Source organism: Candidatus Magnetobacterium casense (genome assembly GCF_000714715.1).
GTDB classification, from domain to species: domain Bacteria; phylum Nitrospirota; class Thermodesulfovibrionia; order Thermodesulfovibrionales; family Magnetobacteriaceae; genus Magnetobacterium; species Magnetobacterium casense.
This window is the reverse complement of the sequence record NZ_JMFO01000032.1, coordinates 19,037-35,282: the sequence shown is the minus strand read 5'-3', so window position 1 is coordinate 35,282 and position 16,246 is coordinate 19,037. Positions and strand designations below refer to the sequence as shown.

The following is a 16,246-nucleotide window of genomic DNA, read 5'->3' as shown; positions in this document are numbered from 1 at the left end:
GCTATCGTGTCCGTTTGTGGAAGGTTGCACTCCAACGTTTTGCAAACGAAACAGGTTTAAACATATCGGTTTGTCACTTTCCACCGGGAACCAGCAAATGGAATAAAATAGAACATAGAATGTTCTGCCATATAAGCATGAACTGGCGTGGTAAGCCTTTGACAAGCCATGAGATAATCGTAAATCTAATAGGTAGCACCACAACAAATAAGGGTTTAAAGATCAAGGCAGAACTGGATACAACTGCTTACTCAAAGGGAATTAAGGTGTCTGATGAAGAATTTGACAAAGTTAATTTAACTAAGGCTTCATTTCATGGTGAATGGAATTATACTATAGCACCTAATTGTTCAAGTTAATTATGGACAGTTACTAAGTATAGCAGAAAAAAAATAATAATAACAATGGGTCTGTCTTTTCTTCTGTTGTTATAGCTACTTATACTCTTCTGCTTATCCGGCTACATAATTATGCTTGGGATGGGTTGCATCGATACTTGTACTTAATGTATAGTAATGACAGTGACGGTATGGTTTAACGAGGGTTTTTCCAGCATCTACAATGTCATCATGGACATCCGTGATGCCGATGCGGAGGGTGCGTTTAAGGTCTTATGCACGCACAGAAACCCCGGATTTCTTGGTCTTGCAGCGGCGAACATCTCCGCCGTTGAGCCGGCAGGCATCACCGGAGCCGCCTACGTTGACTATTGCCTGCAGACTTGCAAGAGGTACGAGGTGGGGGTGTTTATGCCTACGCGTGGGGCGACTGAGATTGCCGACAGACAAGAGGAGTTTGCCGCCATCGGCACCAGGGTTGTGGTCTGCGGCCAGAGCGAAACCCTGCGCATGATCAACAACAAGGCCATGTTGTACGCCCACATTACCCCGGGCATCGCAAACATCCCGGAGTATCGCCTCTGCTGTACGTATGCTGACTTTGAGGAAGCGGTAAGTCAACTCAAGCCACGACACGGTGGATTGTGCCTCAAGCCATCCGTCTCCATACACGGCATCGGATTCAAGGTGCTCAGGGATGACATGCCGGAGGTTGATTACATCCTGTCGGGCGATGGCTCAAAGGTGGGCATTGAGCAGATGCGCAAGGCGCTCAGGGACGGCCCCGGCTTTAAGGAACTCCTCGTGATGAAGTACCTTGAGGGGGCAGAGAGGAGCGTTGACTGTCTTGCCGATAACGGGTCGTTGGTACGCCTCGTCACAAGGCTCAAGTCAAGGGACCTCGGCTACATACAGTGGATCGAAGACAACCCCGAAATAGAGGACACCGTAAGGAGGTTGACCGCAACGCTGCGTTTAAACGGCATCTACAACGTCCAGTTCAAAGACGGCGGCAACACCCCCTATCTCCTTGAGATAAACACCCGCATGAGCGGCGGTATACACTACTCAACCCTGTCGGGGCTGAATATCCCTTACTGGGCACTCCGCCTCTTTGGGGGACTATGCAGTGCCTCAGACATACCCCATCCACGCACCGGCATGAAAATAGCGAAGGTTGCCGCCGCAGTCGTAATATAGAACACGTGCAACACAAAGAAAAAAAAGGAGGAGTTTACGCTATGCAAAGATTGTTTTACGGGTTCGCAGTGATGGTTATTGCCCTGATGTGTCATTGGTTGGTGTACGCACAGGAGGGGTCGAACTTTGGTTTTGGGGTGTATGAGTTCTCCCGGAGTCATCCGGACCTGACACGGCAGCAAAGGGAGCAGATCAAGACGCAGACACAACATAACGTTATGCGTCTGAGGGCGCAGGGCAAGCTGCCGGCTTATGAGCCACGGGCTGCCGTGTTGTTCTCTCTGCCCATCAGGGCCTCGGATACGCTGAAAGATTACGGCTTTTATGGGATATCGGCCTTTGTCGATCACGATCCGGTCTACTCCAATCATCTAAGTGATTATAATTGCGGTACAAGGACATACGATACCAACTCGTATAATCATCAGGGTACGGATATTTTCCCCTGGCCCTTTGGATGGAAAAAAATGGACAACGATGAAGTAGTTGCCGTGGCCGCCGCTGCCGGTACGATTGTCTACAAGGAGGACGGTAACTACGACAGAAACTGTGCACCCGGTAATGCCAACGCAAACGGAGTCTCTGTTCGTCACAGTGATGGCTCAACCGCCTTGTACTACCATTTCAAAAAGAACTCCGTTACCACCAAGGTTGTGGGAGATACCGTTGAGGAGGGCGAGTACCTTGGCGTGGTAGGCAGCTCTGGTAGTTCCACCGGGCCTCACTTGCACTTTGAGGTGCATGACGCCGCCGATAAGGTAATTGACCCCTTTGCCGGAAACTGTAACAAGCTCAATGCCGCTTCGTGGTGGAAGTCGCAACGCCCCTACTATGACCCCGCCGTACTCAAGCTCATGACAAGCGCTGTTGCCTATGAAGCATCCCAATGTCCTGTCACAGAAATCACCAACGAAAAGACCAATTTCCAACCCGGAGATACCGTCTATTTTTATATCTTCTACAGAGACCTGTTCGAAGGCATGGAAAGCACGTATACAATCTATCGTCCGGACGGCACCGTGTTTAAATCCTGGATGTACAAGAATGATAAGACACAACATTACTCGGTTGCCTACTGGTACTGGTATTACACCTTGCCAACCGATGCCCCATCAGGGAAGTGGAGATTTCAGATGGTCTTTAACGGTCAGACCTACGAGCAACCCTTTTACGTTGGCGTTACCTCTGGCAATACTCTCACGGTGAAAAAGACCGGCACGGGTTCGGGCACTGTTACCAGTTCGCCCTCCGGTATTGACTGCGGACTGACGTGTTCCGGTACATTTTCCGCAGGTGCCTCCGTAACCCTGACGGCTACGGTAGCTGGCAGTTCGACGCTAAAGACCTGGACAGGCTGCGATTCCACCCCCGCCGTCAACCAGTGTCTGGTTGCGATGACCGCAGACAGGGACATCTCCGTTGAGTTTACCTCAGGCACCGTGACAAAGGTCAAGAACGACTTTGATGGCGATGGTCATAGCGATGTGTTGTGGCGAAATAAAAATACCGGCGACATATACATATGGTTGATGGCCGGGACGAAGATAACAGGCGGCGGACTTGTCGTCAAGGGTATACCGATTGATTGGGATATCAGGGCAACGGAGGACTTTGACGGCGACGGCAAGACCGATGTGCTCTGGCACAACGCTACACTTGGTGATGTTGCCATATGGTTTATGGGTGGCACAAAGATAACCGGCAGCGGCTATGTGGCCAGAGGAGTCCCGCACAACTGGCAGATTCAGGCAACCGCAGACTACAACGGAGATGGCAAGACCGACCTGCTCTGGCAAGACACCAACACGGGCGACGTCTACGTGCACCTCATGGATGGCATGAAGATATCCAGCGGGGATTTCGTGACACGCGGACTACCAGGTGATTGGCAGACTAAATAAAAATAAGAGAAAGACAAGGAGGGCGGCTCCGCCCCTCCCTCAGACCCACCCCGCAAGGGGGCCAGCCCCCCACTGAGCCGGGGGTCGCTGACCCCTTGACCCCATCCTTGCGAGGGGGGGGTGACACAGCGGTTGTGGCTTTTTATCGTATTTTACATATAAGCATCTTGGAATGTGAAGTAATTTTCTCTTGACAATATATGAATTTTCGGTTAGGATATAAAAATGCATCACTGGTTAACTAACCGCATTGTGGTACATGTAAAGATATGTGTTCTTGCTCTGCTCATAGAGAGGACGATAGAGCTTAATTGTGACCAACCGTGGAGGCAGATCAAGGAAACGTTGGCTTTTTTCCTATTACTGTATCTACTCAAAAAAACCCAAGTCTGATGTCAAAAACATCCCGGGAACATTCTCAATTTACAGTGTATAACAGAACTTACCCCACTTGATGGGTTGTCAATAGAAAAGAAAGGGGATGACATATATAAGCAGGTTTTGCGGAGTTAAGCTATGAGCCGTAGCGCGCTGAACAAACGGAGATGTGCAAAAATCGGGGGACAGGGCAGAGGTTCATGCGCCCTGGCCCCCCTGAGTGTCCGTGGCAACCCCTACTTTGCGTAGGAGTACAGTGCCAGTTCCCTGATCTTCTGGTCGGCGTTTCTTAGACGATCGCTAAAGACATAGGCCAGCTTCTTAAACAGTTTCAGCGTAACGATGTCGTCATAGCCATCCATGAGCTTGCTGTCAAGCTCAAAGAGCAAAACGCCATCATCGGTTCTGGCCCTTGCCGAACGAGTGGTGTTTTCCACTATGGCCATTTCACCAAAACACGCCCCTCTCTCAAGCCGTGCCAGTACCTCCTCGTTGTCGTCATCGAGCACCTTTATGATCAACAGGCTGCCCTCAATTATAACGTAGAATCTGTCACCAGGCTGTCCCTCTTCAAATATTATTTCACCGGCCTGGTACTTCCTGCACTTGGTCATCTTCAGGAGCTTCAGCACCTCTTCATCGTTCATGAAGGAAAAAAAGTCCAGTTGCCGTATCTTTGTAAACGTATCCGACACCTGTGTCTGGACGCTTCTGACGGCGTCGTTGATACCCTTGACCAGGTCGTTTATCTGAAACGGATACTTTACAATGGCATTGATGCCTTCCTTGTACAACTGCTTGAGTTCGTTTACGTCTATCTCCTTTGTGGCCAGGAGGACTATCTTAAGGCGTGCAAGCTCCTGGTGACTCCTGATCGCCTTCAGGAGATTGCCCCCCTCTCCCTCCATCTTGAGGTTGGCGTAGTCACTGATCAGGACGTCTACCTTATCTCTGAGCAGGGCACCCAGGGCGGTTGACGTGTTGTTTACCGCATGGACATTTGTAAAGCCCAGATAGGACAAACCACCCTTTGTTATATCCGAAACCGCCAGTTCACTGATAGAAATAAATATCTTCAACCCTCTATCCATACTACTATGCACCTCTTCTGTTATTTATCTTAGCATAGCATTTTTCACCGCAAAATTCAAATGTACCCCTTGCATGAACAATTCAGACTAAAAGGTGTTATAATAAAACCATGAAGGTTTTGATCATAGAAGACGACAAAATCCTCAACGAAAGCCTGCAGGTGTATCTGAGGTCTCAGGGGATGACGGTTGATGCCGTTGTGGATGAGACGGAGTTTGAGATTTTTCTTGCCTCAAACACATACGACGCCATCGTCCTTGACCTGATGATGCCACGCATCCGTGGGGAAGATATCATTGCCCGGGTGCGTCGCAAGGGGGTAACCACGCCCTTGCTAGTACTTACGGCAAAGAACGCCATCACGGACAAGGAGAGGTGCTTTGAGCTTGGAGCCGATGATTATATCACAAAACCTTTTGAGATAAGAGAGCTCCTGGTAAGACTGAAGTCGCTCTCCAAAAAGGTACACCTCCAGCAGGTGATAAAAATAGGAGACGTGACGGTTGACCTCAATGCCGAAAGCCTTTACCGCAACGGGCAGGAGATACGGATATCCAAGACTGCCTGGATGTTGCTGACCTTGCTCATCCGCCACCGTGGGCAGGTCGTAAGCAATGAGACCATCATGGGCTACGTCTGGGGCAACAAGGGCACCGGCGATGAGGTGCTCAGGACGTACATAAAGATACTGAGAAAGGCCCTGCCCGAGGATGCACTCGTCACTTTCAAGGGAAGGGGGTACAAGCTCAATTGAGGGAAAGGGCGTTTTCCCATGAAAAATTTATGCAGCCCACTGTTTTCTTTTCTGTTTGACAACTTACTGAATAACGTGTTACCCTAAAAGCAGGATTGGCTATCAGCATTTACGTATCGCTGGACAAGTGAGGATATAAATAAAAAAATTTATGTGCTTTTGATAAAAGCCCAATGGGGGTATTGATGGATGACGAGAATTATATGGAAGACGGCAACATAGCCGTAGAAGAAAGAGACAATGGCAGACCTGTACAGGAGACCGCAAAAGAATCTGTACAAGAGGCCGTAAAGTTGGTGGAATTAGTGGAATTAAAGGTTGATGTTCCTGATATACTACCTCTGCGGCAGGATAAGCAAAATTGCTGGGAGTACAAGTTGTGTGGCAGGCAGCCGGGGGGAAAGAATGCAGACAAGTTGGGCATCTGTCCCGTTACGACGGCTGAGGCATTTGACGGGTTGCACGGTGGAACCAACGCCGGAAGGGCCTGTTGGGCAGTGGCAGTGCCTCTTGCCGATTCAGATACCAAGGGGGGGATCGCCAATAAGATAAAACACTGTACTACCTGTAGTTTTCACCAGCTTGTTATAAACCAGGAGACCGAGTACCAGAGTGCCATACAGTATCTGAAGAGGTCAAAGGAAGAAGAAAAGGCCAAGGCATTTAAGGAACCAGGATTTTTAAAGCATGTCTATGAAAAGAGTAAGCATACAGCCTTTGATGACAGCTTTGAGGTGAACTCTCTGTTTATCAGTCTGCTTATAGGATGGGTAAGCCTGTGTCCGTCGGTAAGCATGCTTGAGGGCAGTAAGCGCTTGTGTAAGGATGACCTTGTTGACGAGCTGATGGTAATTGATGCCATTGCCAACCACCCCAGGGCACGTGCATTCCAAACCGTTGCAAAGACAATGCTAAAGGCAGTTCGCCGGCAGGTCTCCGGGTACTTTGATCCACTGGTAAAGAAGGTTAAATAGGCGGAGTGAGTGGGCAGCTACATGTCTCCAGAACTATAGTGTTATCGTAGCACTACAACCCTTTATGCGGGGGAGGGAGGCAGAGAGTGAGGGATTTAGGGCAGGTTAACGGCCCTTGTGTTACAATCCCTCTGGTCGGCCCTCTGGTCGGCCCTCTGACCGGTCCCTCTGACGTCAAAGGGGGCTATTCCTCGTCGTCAGCTTTTTTCCTGAGAATCAGTTTCTTGCCTTCCTCCAAGGTTGAGGTGAGCGTGTGTTTGCTCTCATCGAAGGTGGTAACGAGCGTCTTTGAGACGTCCTTGAGATATTCCGAACCGACCTCTCTGACCTTGGAGATGGTTTCACCCGTTTCTTTCGCAATACCGGCCAGTTCAGTCTTAACCTGCTCGGGTACGTCCTGCAATTCATCCTTAACCTTTGTCAAGAAATCGGGCACCTTGCCTTCATACTTTTTCATGAAATCCTGTACGTTGTGCGACACGTCATCATACGCGGCACGGAGCTTATCGCGGGTCTGCCTCCCTGGCTGAGGCGCCAGCAGCAACCCTCCGGCTGCTCCCAGCAAGCTGCCAATGACCATCGTAATGGCCAGAAGCGTTCCCGTACTACCCTCTTCTTCGGTTTTTGCCATATTATCCTCCTTTTTTCAATAATCCCTTAGCTAAGACACTAAGTGTCGTTTTTAACGATGATACAAAACCTGTCATTTGCTGCAACAATCCCGTGATGTATGAGCCGGAATCTTTGAGGGTGGTACCCAGTTTACTGGCCCCCTCGCTCAATCCCTTAAAGGCGACCCCCAACTCCTTTGCGTTTTCTATGATTGCGTTGACTGTTGCTATGACCTTGTTTGCGCTTTCCAATGTCTTGGTTAACTCGCCCACCATGAGTTTTACTGACTCATTTGTCGTCTTCAGCAGGTCATTCACTGAGCCAAGCATGCGGCTTATCTGGATCAGTATCGGTATTATGAACACAACGAGCACTGTCAGAAGCAGAAGCAGATAGATATTGACACTCACTATATCCCCCCGCTATAATTTAAAGTTGCTGCATGCACTATATTTGTAGCTCTGCCCCTATGGCCGTTTACGGTACTCAAGAGCTGTATTCATCTTCTGATTCCGAGTCATCGTCGGGTCTCATCTTACCATTTGCCACTTTTTTGGCTGCTTCATCAACGGCCTTTATAAGCGAGTTGCCTACGTGTTCGACAAGTTCATTGAACTTCACCTTTACGGGTTTATAGAGGTCTTGCTGAATATCTGCAATGGTCCGTCTCCTTTCCTCTGGCGACTGTGGCATCACAAGCACCGCTACCGTAGCTCCAACCAAACCACCAAGGAACGACCCCAGCATTACATAACGCTTTAGTTTTTTGATCCCTTCTTCTTCCCCTACCATAGGCGAATCCTCCCTATAGGTTAATCGTTTATCCATATTGATCGCTTACCACCATACACCAATATAACACAACTCATTTAATGCTGTCAATAGCGCGACACTTATCAGAAAAAATATTCACCGGTTGAAAGATGCCGGGGCAATTAAGGTACAATATACTCAGAAAACCTTACAAAGGAGGAAAACATTATGCACCTGTACCTTATACAGCACGCCGAGGCAAAGAGCGAGGAAGAGGACCCTCAAAGACCCCTCAGTGACAGCGGTTTGGCAAATATAAAGAAGACGGCGGCCTTTCTCCAAAGGGGCAACGTCAAGATTGACAAGATATACCACTCAGGCAAGACGCGAACAGTGCAGACAGCCAACGTCCTGGAGGACGTGCTCAACCCTCCCGGTGGTACCGTAAAAGCAGATGGCCTGTTGCCCCTTGATAACCCGGCCATATGGGCAGACCGACTGGTGGAGATGGCCGGTTCAGTGGCTATCGTCGGGCACCTCCCGCACCTGAGCAAGCTGGCCTCGACACTCCTGTGTGACGCCGCCGAAACGGGGCTGATTACCTTTAAGATGGCCGGCGTCCTCTGCTTCAGGAGAAATGAACAGGGCCTCTGGCTGGTACAATGGATGATCGTACCGGAGCTATGTCAGGGATAGTTTAATAGCCGACGATAACGCAATATTAAGCACCGATGAGCGTTTCATGGCGATGGCCATTGAGCTGGCGCAGGCGGCCTGGCGGTTGGGGGATGTCCCTGTTGGAGCGGTGCTGACAGACAGTTGTGGGGAGGTCATTTCCGGGGCATTTAACCGCAAGGAGGCCCTGCAAGACCCTACGGCACATGCGGAGCTAACAGTCATCGTCGAGGGTGCCGAGGTCCGTGGTAGTTGGCGGTTGAGCGATTGCGTCCTGTACGTAACCAAGGAGCCGTGCGTGATGTGTGCCGGGGCGATATTGGCCTGCCGGATCAAGCGCCTTGTTTATGGCTGCAATGACCCAAAAGGGGGCGCCGTAACCAGCCTCTACACCCTCCTGAACGATGACAGGTTAAATCACCAGGTGGAGGTGACATCGGGGGTGTTGCAGCAGCAGTGTGCGGAGTTGCTTAGGGGGTTCTTTGCACAATTGCGCAGAAATACGGCATCGAAACCAAGCACTTGACAAGGTTGCGCATGATGGGGTCAAGGGGGCTGGCCCCCTTCTTTTCTCTTCTTTTCTTTCAGGCTTTTGCCATGTCCTTGATGATGTCGATGAGTGCCAGAGCGGCTGCTTTTGGGCCTTCCTGCTCAAAGCCCTCGATGCCGAGTCTTGTGCGTATCTGACCAACCATCAGGCCTAGCTCAAAGAATTTGGCGAAGTAGCTTGCGGCGATTTTTTCGTGTGCCTCCTTGCGCTGTGGGGGGCCAAAGGGATTGGCAAAGTATGTGCGTACAATTCCCTTTTCATCCGTGGTGCCCTTTGCCAGACGATGCCCGCTCTTAAAGACACAGATGGCCTCATTGGGGGTGTCAAAGAACTCTATGATCTTGTTTTCTTCGGTAACGTTTTCGTAATTGTTTGCGTAGAGCACGATGTCAACCTTAAAACCCCTGACGATGTTATGATAAGTCGTTACGGGGATTATGAGCCTGGCGTTTGTCTTATCGGGATTCATGAAGATGCTCCTGTCTATTTCCTCGTAGGCATAGCCCGGTTGCAGGTCATCGAGTCTGACAAATGCGCCGATCTCTGTGCCATAACCAACCACTTCGCCACGGTCGTTCAGCCCCAGGGACCCCATGTCGTCAAAGATAATTTTTATCCCGTTGACATAGTCCTCACAGTGCGCCCTGAAGGCCTCAAGCGTCTCCGACTTTCCGGCGCCACTGTCGCCGACGATCACCACGGAGGCGGTTGCCCCGGTTTTGAGCTTCAGGTGAAACATCGCTCCATGAACGGGTAGCCTGTTTCTCTTCATCATTACGAGGTTGTGCATGGTCAGGGCAAACTTCTTAAAATATCCAAAGTAGTCTATCTCCTCGGTATGGCGCGCAAAACCTACCATCAGCGAGTTCCTGGCATCATCGATGTAGACCGTGTTGTGCGGATATTTCATCTCATCAACGCCAAACAACAGGATGATATCAGGTCTCTTGCCATCTACCTCCTCATACTCGGCGATCTCAAAGAGATTGCACAGGGACAATCCCTGGGATATAAAGTCGTAGTGGAAATATATAAAGGCTACCAGTTCGCCAATTTTGGCGGGAAAGGCAATGAACTGGTCTGTTTGCAGTTTAAGCATTTCGTCATATATTTGTTGTACTTCTTGGAATGCCCCTTTGCGTTTGGTCACCTTTGGATAGAGTATGAGCGGTGACTCCATCAGTGTAAGCCTTACAAATGGGATGTTCTTGATGGCCGCCAGATAATCGGGGCAATCCCATTCGATGCCCTCAAGGAGCATTCCCATGTTTACACCGGCGGGCAGTTGACGGTATGTGCGTGGATTTTTGCCCGTCAGGTTCTCTCTGACCTGCCTGTATACACCGATTATCATCTTTCTCAGGTCAACGTGGGACTGTATGAACTGCTCGTGATGTATGCCCTGTCTGGTGTAATGCGAACGCTTGGGCGCCTCCATATACATAAACCTCTCAAACCGACGCCAATAATTGTACATCTCCTCTATAAACTCAAGCATGGACTCCGTGTCGGAGAGGACGTTATTATATTCAGCCTTAAACTTAACTATTTCATCGATTTTATGGCCGACCAGGAGTCTGAACATGCCTATCAAAAAATTAACCAGTTCTCCGTTTTCATTAAATGTCACGTTTTGCTTAAAGAACACAAACAATGGACTTTCTTTTTGCTCCAATCTGTCGATAAAGCGCTTTAATACCTCATCAAACAACTCGCTTTGAAGTAGTTCGTCATTCGTCTTACAAAAGACGGAGGCGTAATCAAAGATTACCTTATTCCTGGTAAACGTAAGCGGTTCAATCATTATGACTCCTATGTCAATATCTTGGGTATGGAGGGGTTCTCAACCTGAGTTTGCCCCCCTGTCGTACTTATTGTAGTCCCTTGGCTCTTTTGCTGAGAGGGATACTGATCATCACCTCGTCTGAGTTGTTGACTTTTCGTATCAGCACCTCTATGCTTTTTACGTCAAACTGCTGGTATTTGGCAAATATTGAGGCGATGTCCCTCTGCAGAAGCTCCGAAAAATTCGGCGGCAACCCCTGCCGTTCATAAGAAAGCACCATTGTAAGCCTTTCCTTGGCTGTATCCGAAGAACAACCCTTTCTGAAATACGCAAGTAACGACATGTCCTACCTCCTTTTAAACCAAGCAATCAAGCCCCTTGAACCATTAAGTTCATTAAATGGTATATCCTTACCCTCAAGTCTGTCGGCAACATTAATAAAGGCCTTTGCCACGGCATTGTTTTTTGTAAGCACAATAGGCTCGCCCTTGTTGGTGTAATCGACGATCTTTTCGTCGTCCGGGATGATGCCGATCTTTTTGATGTGCAAAATCTCCTCTATATCCTCAACCGACAGCATTTCGCCCTTTCTGACCTGGTGTATCTTTATCCTGTTGATGAGCATTCTGATGCTTTTCTTCTCCATGGACTCAAGTAGTCCGATAATGCGGTCGGCGTCTCTGACGGATGATACCTCGGGGTTGACCACCACGATGGCGTCATCGGCAGGCATTGCCGCCGTCTTAAAACCGCTCTCTATGCCCGCCGGAGAATCAATCAGGACGTAGTCAAAGTTTTCCTTGATGTCGTCGATGATCTCAGCGAGCTGCTCAGGCTTTACGGCCTCTTTGTTCTTGGTCTGCGATGCAGGCAGCAACCACAGCGGGAAACCCCTTTTGTCCTTGACAAATGCCTTTTCTGCCTTTACAACGTTTTCCACCACATCAACCACATCGTAGACGATACGCTGCTCAAGCCCCAGGATCATGTCAAGATTCCTCAGCCCTATGTCGGCGTCAATAGTCAACACCCTCTTACCGGACATGGCCAAGGCAGTCCCAAGATTTGCAGTTATCGTTGTCTTTCCAACTCCACCCTTGCCGGAGGTTATTACGATAACTTGTGTCATAATTTATCTCCTTCGTTAGATTTTTTCTATCTGAATTGTCTTGTCTTTGACAAACGCCTTTTCCGGGTAAAGTGTCTGGACATCATCGTCCGGAGGTCTTGTCACAATGTTTGCTATCTTAAGCTGCTGAGGCTTCAACGTCAGAGCTATTACCACGGCCTCCTCATCCCCGGCGGCACCGGCGTGAGCCACGCCCTTGAGCACTCCAAGCACGATGATATTGCCTGTGGCAATCACATATGCGCCCGGGTTTACATTGCCTATGATCATCAGATCGCCATCGTATGTAACACGCTGTCCACCACGAATCGTCTTGCTTACCGTCATGAGTGTTCTCTTTTCCTCTGAGGACTCGATGACTTTTTTCTTTTCCCTGCTCTCAAAGCTAAAGTTCGTCTTAAAGTCTACGATGAGAGCGCCATGTTCCCTTAACATTTCGTGTAACCTGCCCCTGTCGCCATCGGCGAGGTCAAGGCCGTTGGTGTTTATCACGACCTTTGAGTTGCTAAAAAACGACGACGACATCTTAAGTTCGATATCCTTGAGATTGTCCTCGATTGATATCAATGAGTCCAGGTTTATCAGCAACGCCGGTATCGTTATCCCTTTTATCTCTATTGCCATTTGCTTGTACTCTTACTTTCCATGATGCTAGTAATATAGCATATCGGAATTAAAAATTTGTATCAATTTTCTATTTACACCTGAAAGTCCGCATCGTACCACGAAAAACACACTGTCTCATGCAGTTATTGAAACCTTATGAGCAAAAGCACGATGTCGGGCCGTTGTTGTCTGTCTCTTGCCGTTGCGGTCTCCTGCTTACCCGTGCCATTGTCACGTTCAACGCTGCCTATCCGACGCAGCTCCGACAGCAGGGAGTCATAGGCCTCCGCCGGTATTTCGGCCTCCATGTAGCGGCGTTGTCTGGCAGCATCGTCGGAGACAACCCTGCCCCCCCTGGAGCGTATCAGGGCGGCAACACGGTCAAAGTCCTGTGTTCCTTCCGTTTTGCCATCCCGCCTGCTGACCTCCTGTTTGGCCTCCTGGTGCAGAGCTGCACCTCCTGACTTTTTTGATACGGCGGAGTCCTTTAGTATGCCGGAGTCACCGAAAGAGTCGGGTGCTCCGGCCTCCTCGACCCTGTCTTCCGCAACAGAGACGATCAGTGTGATCTGTTGCCGTGGTTCAAAATCCTTTTTGTCAACCTCCCTACTCTGGGCAACGCTGCCTACCGCTATGGAGATGTTTTTCTCCTTCGACCTTTCCGGTGGTGATGGTGTCGTGGAGGCCTGCAACTTGGCCGGGGGTGCCGGAGCAGCCGCAGACGGAGCCATCGCCGGAGCAACTGCAGGGGTTGCCGGAGCCTCCGCCAGTGATGCCGGTAGTGCCGGGGGAGGTGGCACTGCCGAGGGCTTATCCGCAGGGACATTGGCGCTGACAACAGGCTCCTTAGCCGCCTTTTTCATGGCCTTTGCCGGGGGCTGAGATTGCGGTTCCGTCAGGGTGTCACGGGGTGCTTCACGAGTTACATTGGCATCGCTCTTTGCCTTGCCCTCTGGTTTGTCTTCCGAGCTGAGGGACGGCAACCTGACATCCTCCTGCAGGATACGCTGCATCCGAGGCTCCCTGTGCAGTACGCTAAAGGCTATCACAACAACCATCGCAAGGGCCGCCACAGTAACGGGTATGCCCAGGGTCATGCCGTGTCGTTGCGGTTGCCTCATGCGTTGTCTCAGGGCATCGTGGAAGTCATCCGGGGCCTTGACCTGGCCCAGGGAGGATAGCCGGTGGCTGAGGGCTTGAAGTTGTTGCAGGTGTTGGGTGCATGTGCTGCACTGGCTCAGGTGTCCCTCCACCTGCTCCCTTGATGCATCATCGAGCGTCCCGTCCATGTACTTCGACAGGCTATTTCTTGTTTCGTTACAGTGTTTCATAAGACGTCCTTTAGTTTTTCCCTGAGGGTCTCTCTCCCTCGTGCAATGCGTGACTTGACCGTCCCGGGCCTGACTCCTGTGATGGAAGCAATCTCCTCATAGGACAGTCCCTCGATGTCGCGCAAGACCACGACGGTGCGTTGTTGCAGGGGCAGGGACCTGATTGCCCGGTGGATGGCCGCATCCTGTTGTCTCTTCCGGAGCGGATGTTCCGGTGAGAAACGTTCGTCGGATATATCCCTGAAGTCGTCATCGTCCTGGGTATTGGTTGAGAGCATTCGTTTAAAGAACAGGTACTTCAGGGATGTGAGTCTGCTCTTGCACGTGTTGACGGCTATGCGGTACAGCCAGGTGGAAAACGTCGAGTCGCCACGGAAGCCGTCAATGCCGCGGCAAGCCTTGATAAACGCCTCCTGCGCACAGTCGTTGGCCTCGTCGTAGTCTCCCATCATGCGGTAACACATGTTAAACACCCTATCCTTGTATTTAAGCACCAGGGCGTCAAAGGCAGATTCCTGCCCCAACCGGAAGGCCCTGACAAGTACCTCATCCGTGTCAACACCCGGTGTTGCATTAACATTTCCGTTACTCATTTAGACTGCCATTTCTCTGAAAAGTTCCACCTGTCAGATATCTTAACTTAAATCGGGGCAGAGAAGTAAAGGAGGGTGCTGCTACATATGTTGTAGTGTTGTCCAATCTAAATCTGCTATAATATAAGAATATGAATGCATTAGGTAGCACCCCAAATCCACGGTTGATTGGAGTGCTACCGGTAGAGAACATGCCGATAACATTTGACATAAGGGAAAGTGAGATGTTTTTGGAGGGCAAGCAAGAGGGCTTGCTTGAGGGTAAACGTGAGGGTTTGCTTGAGGGGATGGAAATGGCACTTGAGATTAAGTATGGCGCTATGGGTCTTGAACTTATGGAATTGGTTAAAAAGGTTGACACCTTAGAAAAACTTAACCGGTTGAAGGTCCTGATAAAGAGGTCTGATACGATAGACGAAGTAAGAGCGAACCTTATAGGTATGCTCAGGTAAGACAACACTTTCAGAAAAGATGCAATGAATCATGGACGGATACCTAACGCCCCCGACAATCTTGCTGCTTGCCTTTGCCATTGATGCACTGTTGGGGGACCCGCGGTGGCTGCCCCACCCAATCAGTCTCATAGGTCGTGTTATCTCCGCACACGAGAGACTGCTCAGGAGCCTCTCAAGCAGGCCGGCGATGGAGGTATTACTCGGTGGCATATTGACCATATCGGTGGTTGGCTTGACCTACGTTGCCATGCTTACCCTGACGGGAGTTGTCCTGTCTCCGCTTAAGAAGTGCCCGCCAGTGCATAACTTATTGCCGGGGCTTTCTTACTACGACCTCTGCCTGGGGGTAATCGGCTCCTTTGCCATTGCAACACACGGACTGCTTGCAGCGGTCTCAGACGTTTACCGATGCCTCCGTGCTGGAGATCTCAGTGGAGCCAAGGCAAGCCTTGCACATGTCGTAGGCAGAGATACACAACCCCTCACGGAAGACGGCGTCATCAGGGCAGCAATCGAAACGCTTGCAGAAAACGCCTCAGATGCTATCATTGCACCCATGTTCTACTTTGCCATCGGGGGTGTAGAGCTGGCCTTTGCCTATAAGGCAGTCAACACCATCGACTCCATGATCGGCTACAAAAACAAGAACTACTTCTACTTTGGACGCATCGGGGCCAGGGTTGACGACATCGCAAACTTTATACCTGCACGCATAACCGCAATCTTAATATGCCTGGGCGCCCTTGTGTTGAAGGTAATGCACATGTTATACTATTCTGTTACAAAAGAGCAGATGTTTGCATATAAAGACTTTAATTTTATTGAGGGCATAAGGGTGCTTGTGCGTGATGGCAGCAAGCATACAAGTCCCAATGCCGGGATGCCGGAGGCGGCAATTGCCGGGGCTTTGAATGTCAGACTCGGTGGGCCGTCCTATTATGCCGGTGTGCTTGTTGAAAAGCCCTTTATAGGAAACGATACCGCAACAACGGCTGTGCAAAAAATTGGAAACGCCCTCCTGATTGTCAGGGTTGTGGCTGTGACAGGGCTTCTGGTATCGGGTGTGATTGCCGTTGCTGTAGCTGGTATCGGGACAATGTACAAGTAGGCAACAATTAA

19 protein-coding genes are annotated in these 16,246 nt (G+C 50.0%); 9 read left to right on the top strand and 10 right to left on the bottom strand.

The annotated features are described in order from the left end of the window. The 3 genes from Mcas_RS17830 to Mcas_RS13485 form a co-directional block, all read left to right on the top strand. Positions 1-359 (top strand): ISAzo13-like element transposase-related protein (locus Mcas_RS17830; protein WP_435050992.1); only part of this gene is annotated, 359 nt, incomplete at its 5' end. A gap of 156 nt (positions 360-515) precedes the next feature. Next, positions 516-1,538 carry an ATP-grasp domain-containing protein gene (locus tag Mcas_RS13490; protein ID WP_052567477.1) on the top strand — a complete coding sequence of 341 codons (1,023 nt, stop codon included), beginning with the start codon at positions 516-518 and terminating at the stop codon, positions 1,536-1,538. Between the two features lie 41 nt (positions 1,539-1,579). Further along, complete coding sequence (locus Mcas_RS13485) at positions 1,580-3,439, top strand: peptidoglycan DD-metalloendopeptidase family protein (protein WP_040336071.1); 1,860 nt, start codon at positions 1,580-1,582, stop codon at positions 3,437-3,439. 614 nt (positions 3,440-4,053) lie between these two features. Here Mcas_RS13485 and Mcas_RS17055 read toward each other — a convergent pair. Next, positions 4,054-4,908: a cyclic nucleotide-binding domain-containing protein gene (locus tag Mcas_RS17055; protein WP_052567476.1), complete on the bottom strand. Its 855-nt coding sequence runs from the start codon at positions 4,906-4,908 to the stop codon at positions 4,054-4,056. 110 nt (positions 4,909-5,018) lie between these two features. On the opposite strand from Mcas_RS17055, the gene Mcas_RS13475 reads away from it, so the two are divergent. Both Mcas_RS13475 and Mcas_RS17050 read left to right on the top strand, forming a co-directional pair. Beyond that, entirely contained in the window at positions 5,019-5,663 is a 645-nt protein-coding gene (locus Mcas_RS13475; protein ID WP_040336070.1) for a response regulator transcription factor, read from the top strand. Positions 5,664-5,848: 185 nt separating this feature from the next. Continuing rightward, positions 5,849-6,637 carry a two-CW domain-containing protein gene (locus Mcas_RS17050; RefSeq protein ID WP_052567475.1) on the top strand — a complete coding sequence of 263 codons (789 nt, stop codon included), beginning with the start codon at positions 5,849-5,851 and terminating at the stop codon, positions 6,635-6,637. 184 nt (positions 6,638-6,821) lie between these two features. Here the strand turns inward: Mcas_RS17050 and Mcas_RS13465 are convergent, their stop codons facing one another. From Mcas_RS13465 to Mcas_RS13455, 3 genes are all read right to left on the bottom strand, one after another. Continuing rightward, a complete protein-coding gene (locus tag Mcas_RS13465) occupies positions 6,822-7,268 on the bottom strand; it encodes a YtxH domain-containing protein (RefSeq protein ID WP_040336069.1) in 447 nt (148 codons plus the stop codon). 1 nt (position 7,269) lies between these two features. Further along, entirely contained in the window at positions 7,270-7,659 is a 390-nt protein-coding gene (locus Mcas_RS13460; protein WP_040336068.1) for a DUF948 domain-containing protein, read from the bottom strand. 76 nt (positions 7,660-7,735) lie between these two features. Continuing rightward, complete coding sequence (locus Mcas_RS13455) at positions 7,736-8,041, bottom strand: YtxH domain-containing protein (RefSeq protein WP_040336067.1); 306 nt, start codon at positions 8,039-8,041, stop codon at positions 7,736-7,738. A 189-nt stretch (positions 8,042-8,230) separates the two neighbouring features. Between Mcas_RS13455 and sixA the strand changes: the two genes are divergently transcribed. Further along, entirely contained in the window at positions 8,231-8,698 is a 468-nt protein-coding gene (sixA, locus tag Mcas_RS13450; protein WP_040336066.1) for a phosphohistidine phosphatase SixA, read from the top strand. A 4-nt stretch (positions 8,699-8,702) separates the two neighbouring features. Continuing rightward, the gene (tadA, locus tag Mcas_RS13445; protein ID WP_156033381.1) at positions 8,703-9,203 is read left to right on the top strand and encodes a tRNA adenosine(34) deaminase TadA; all 501 of its coding nucleotides are present in this window, start codon (positions 8,703-8,705) and stop codon (positions 9,201-9,203) included. A gap of 58 nt (positions 9,204-9,261) precedes the next feature. On the opposite strand, the gene Mcas_RS13440 is transcribed toward tadA, so the two are convergent. The 6 genes from Mcas_RS13440 to Mcas_RS13415 form a co-directional block, all read right to left on the bottom strand. Beyond that, complete coding sequence (locus Mcas_RS13440) at positions 9,262-11,031, bottom strand: hypothetical protein (protein ID WP_040336064.1); 1,770 nt, start codon at positions 11,029-11,031, stop codon at positions 9,262-9,264. Between the two features lie 67 nt (positions 11,032-11,098). Continuing rightward, positions 11,099-11,356, bottom strand: coding sequence for a cell division topological specificity factor MinE (locus Mcas_RS13435; RefSeq protein WP_040336063.1), 258 nt, complete (start codon positions 11,354-11,356; stop codon positions 11,099-11,101). A 3-nt stretch (positions 11,357-11,359) separates the two neighbouring features. Beyond that, positions 11,360-12,142 (bottom strand): septum site-determining protein MinD, encoded by a 783-nt coding sequence (minD, locus tag Mcas_RS13430; RefSeq protein ID WP_040336062.1) that lies wholly within the window; start codon positions 12,140-12,142, stop codon positions 11,360-11,362. Between the two features lie 15 nt (positions 12,143-12,157). Then, positions 12,158-12,766 carry a septum site-determining protein MinC gene (gene minC, locus Mcas_RS13425; RefSeq protein WP_040336061.1) on the bottom strand — a complete coding sequence of 203 codons (609 nt, stop codon included), beginning with the start codon at positions 12,764-12,766 and terminating at the stop codon, positions 12,158-12,160. Between the two features lie 125 nt (positions 12,767-12,891). Next, positions 12,892-14,079: an anti-sigma factor family protein gene (locus Mcas_RS17045; protein WP_052567474.1), complete on the bottom strand. Its 1,188-nt coding sequence runs from the start codon at positions 14,077-14,079 to the stop codon at positions 12,892-12,894. Then, entirely contained in the window at positions 14,076-14,672 is a 597-nt protein-coding gene (locus Mcas_RS13415) for an RNA polymerase sigma factor (RefSeq protein ID WP_052567473.1), read from the bottom strand. Before Mcas_RS13415 ends, Mcas_RS17045 begins: the two co-directional genes overlap by 4 nt. Positions 14,673-14,803: 131 nt before the next feature. On the opposite strand from Mcas_RS13415, the gene Mcas_RS13410 reads away from it, so the two are divergent. Both Mcas_RS13410 and cbiB read left to right on the top strand, forming a co-directional pair. Continuing rightward, positions 14,804-15,124, top strand: coding sequence for a hypothetical protein (locus Mcas_RS13410; RefSeq protein WP_156033380.1), 321 nt, complete (start codon positions 14,804-14,806; stop codon positions 15,122-15,124). Between the two features lie 31 nt (positions 15,125-15,155). Then, positions 15,156-16,235, top strand: coding sequence for an adenosylcobinamide-phosphate synthase CbiB (gene cbiB, locus Mcas_RS13405; protein WP_040336059.1), 1,080 nt, complete (start codon positions 15,156-15,158; stop codon positions 16,233-16,235). The last annotated feature ends 11 nt before the right edge of the window (positions 16,236-16,246 follow it).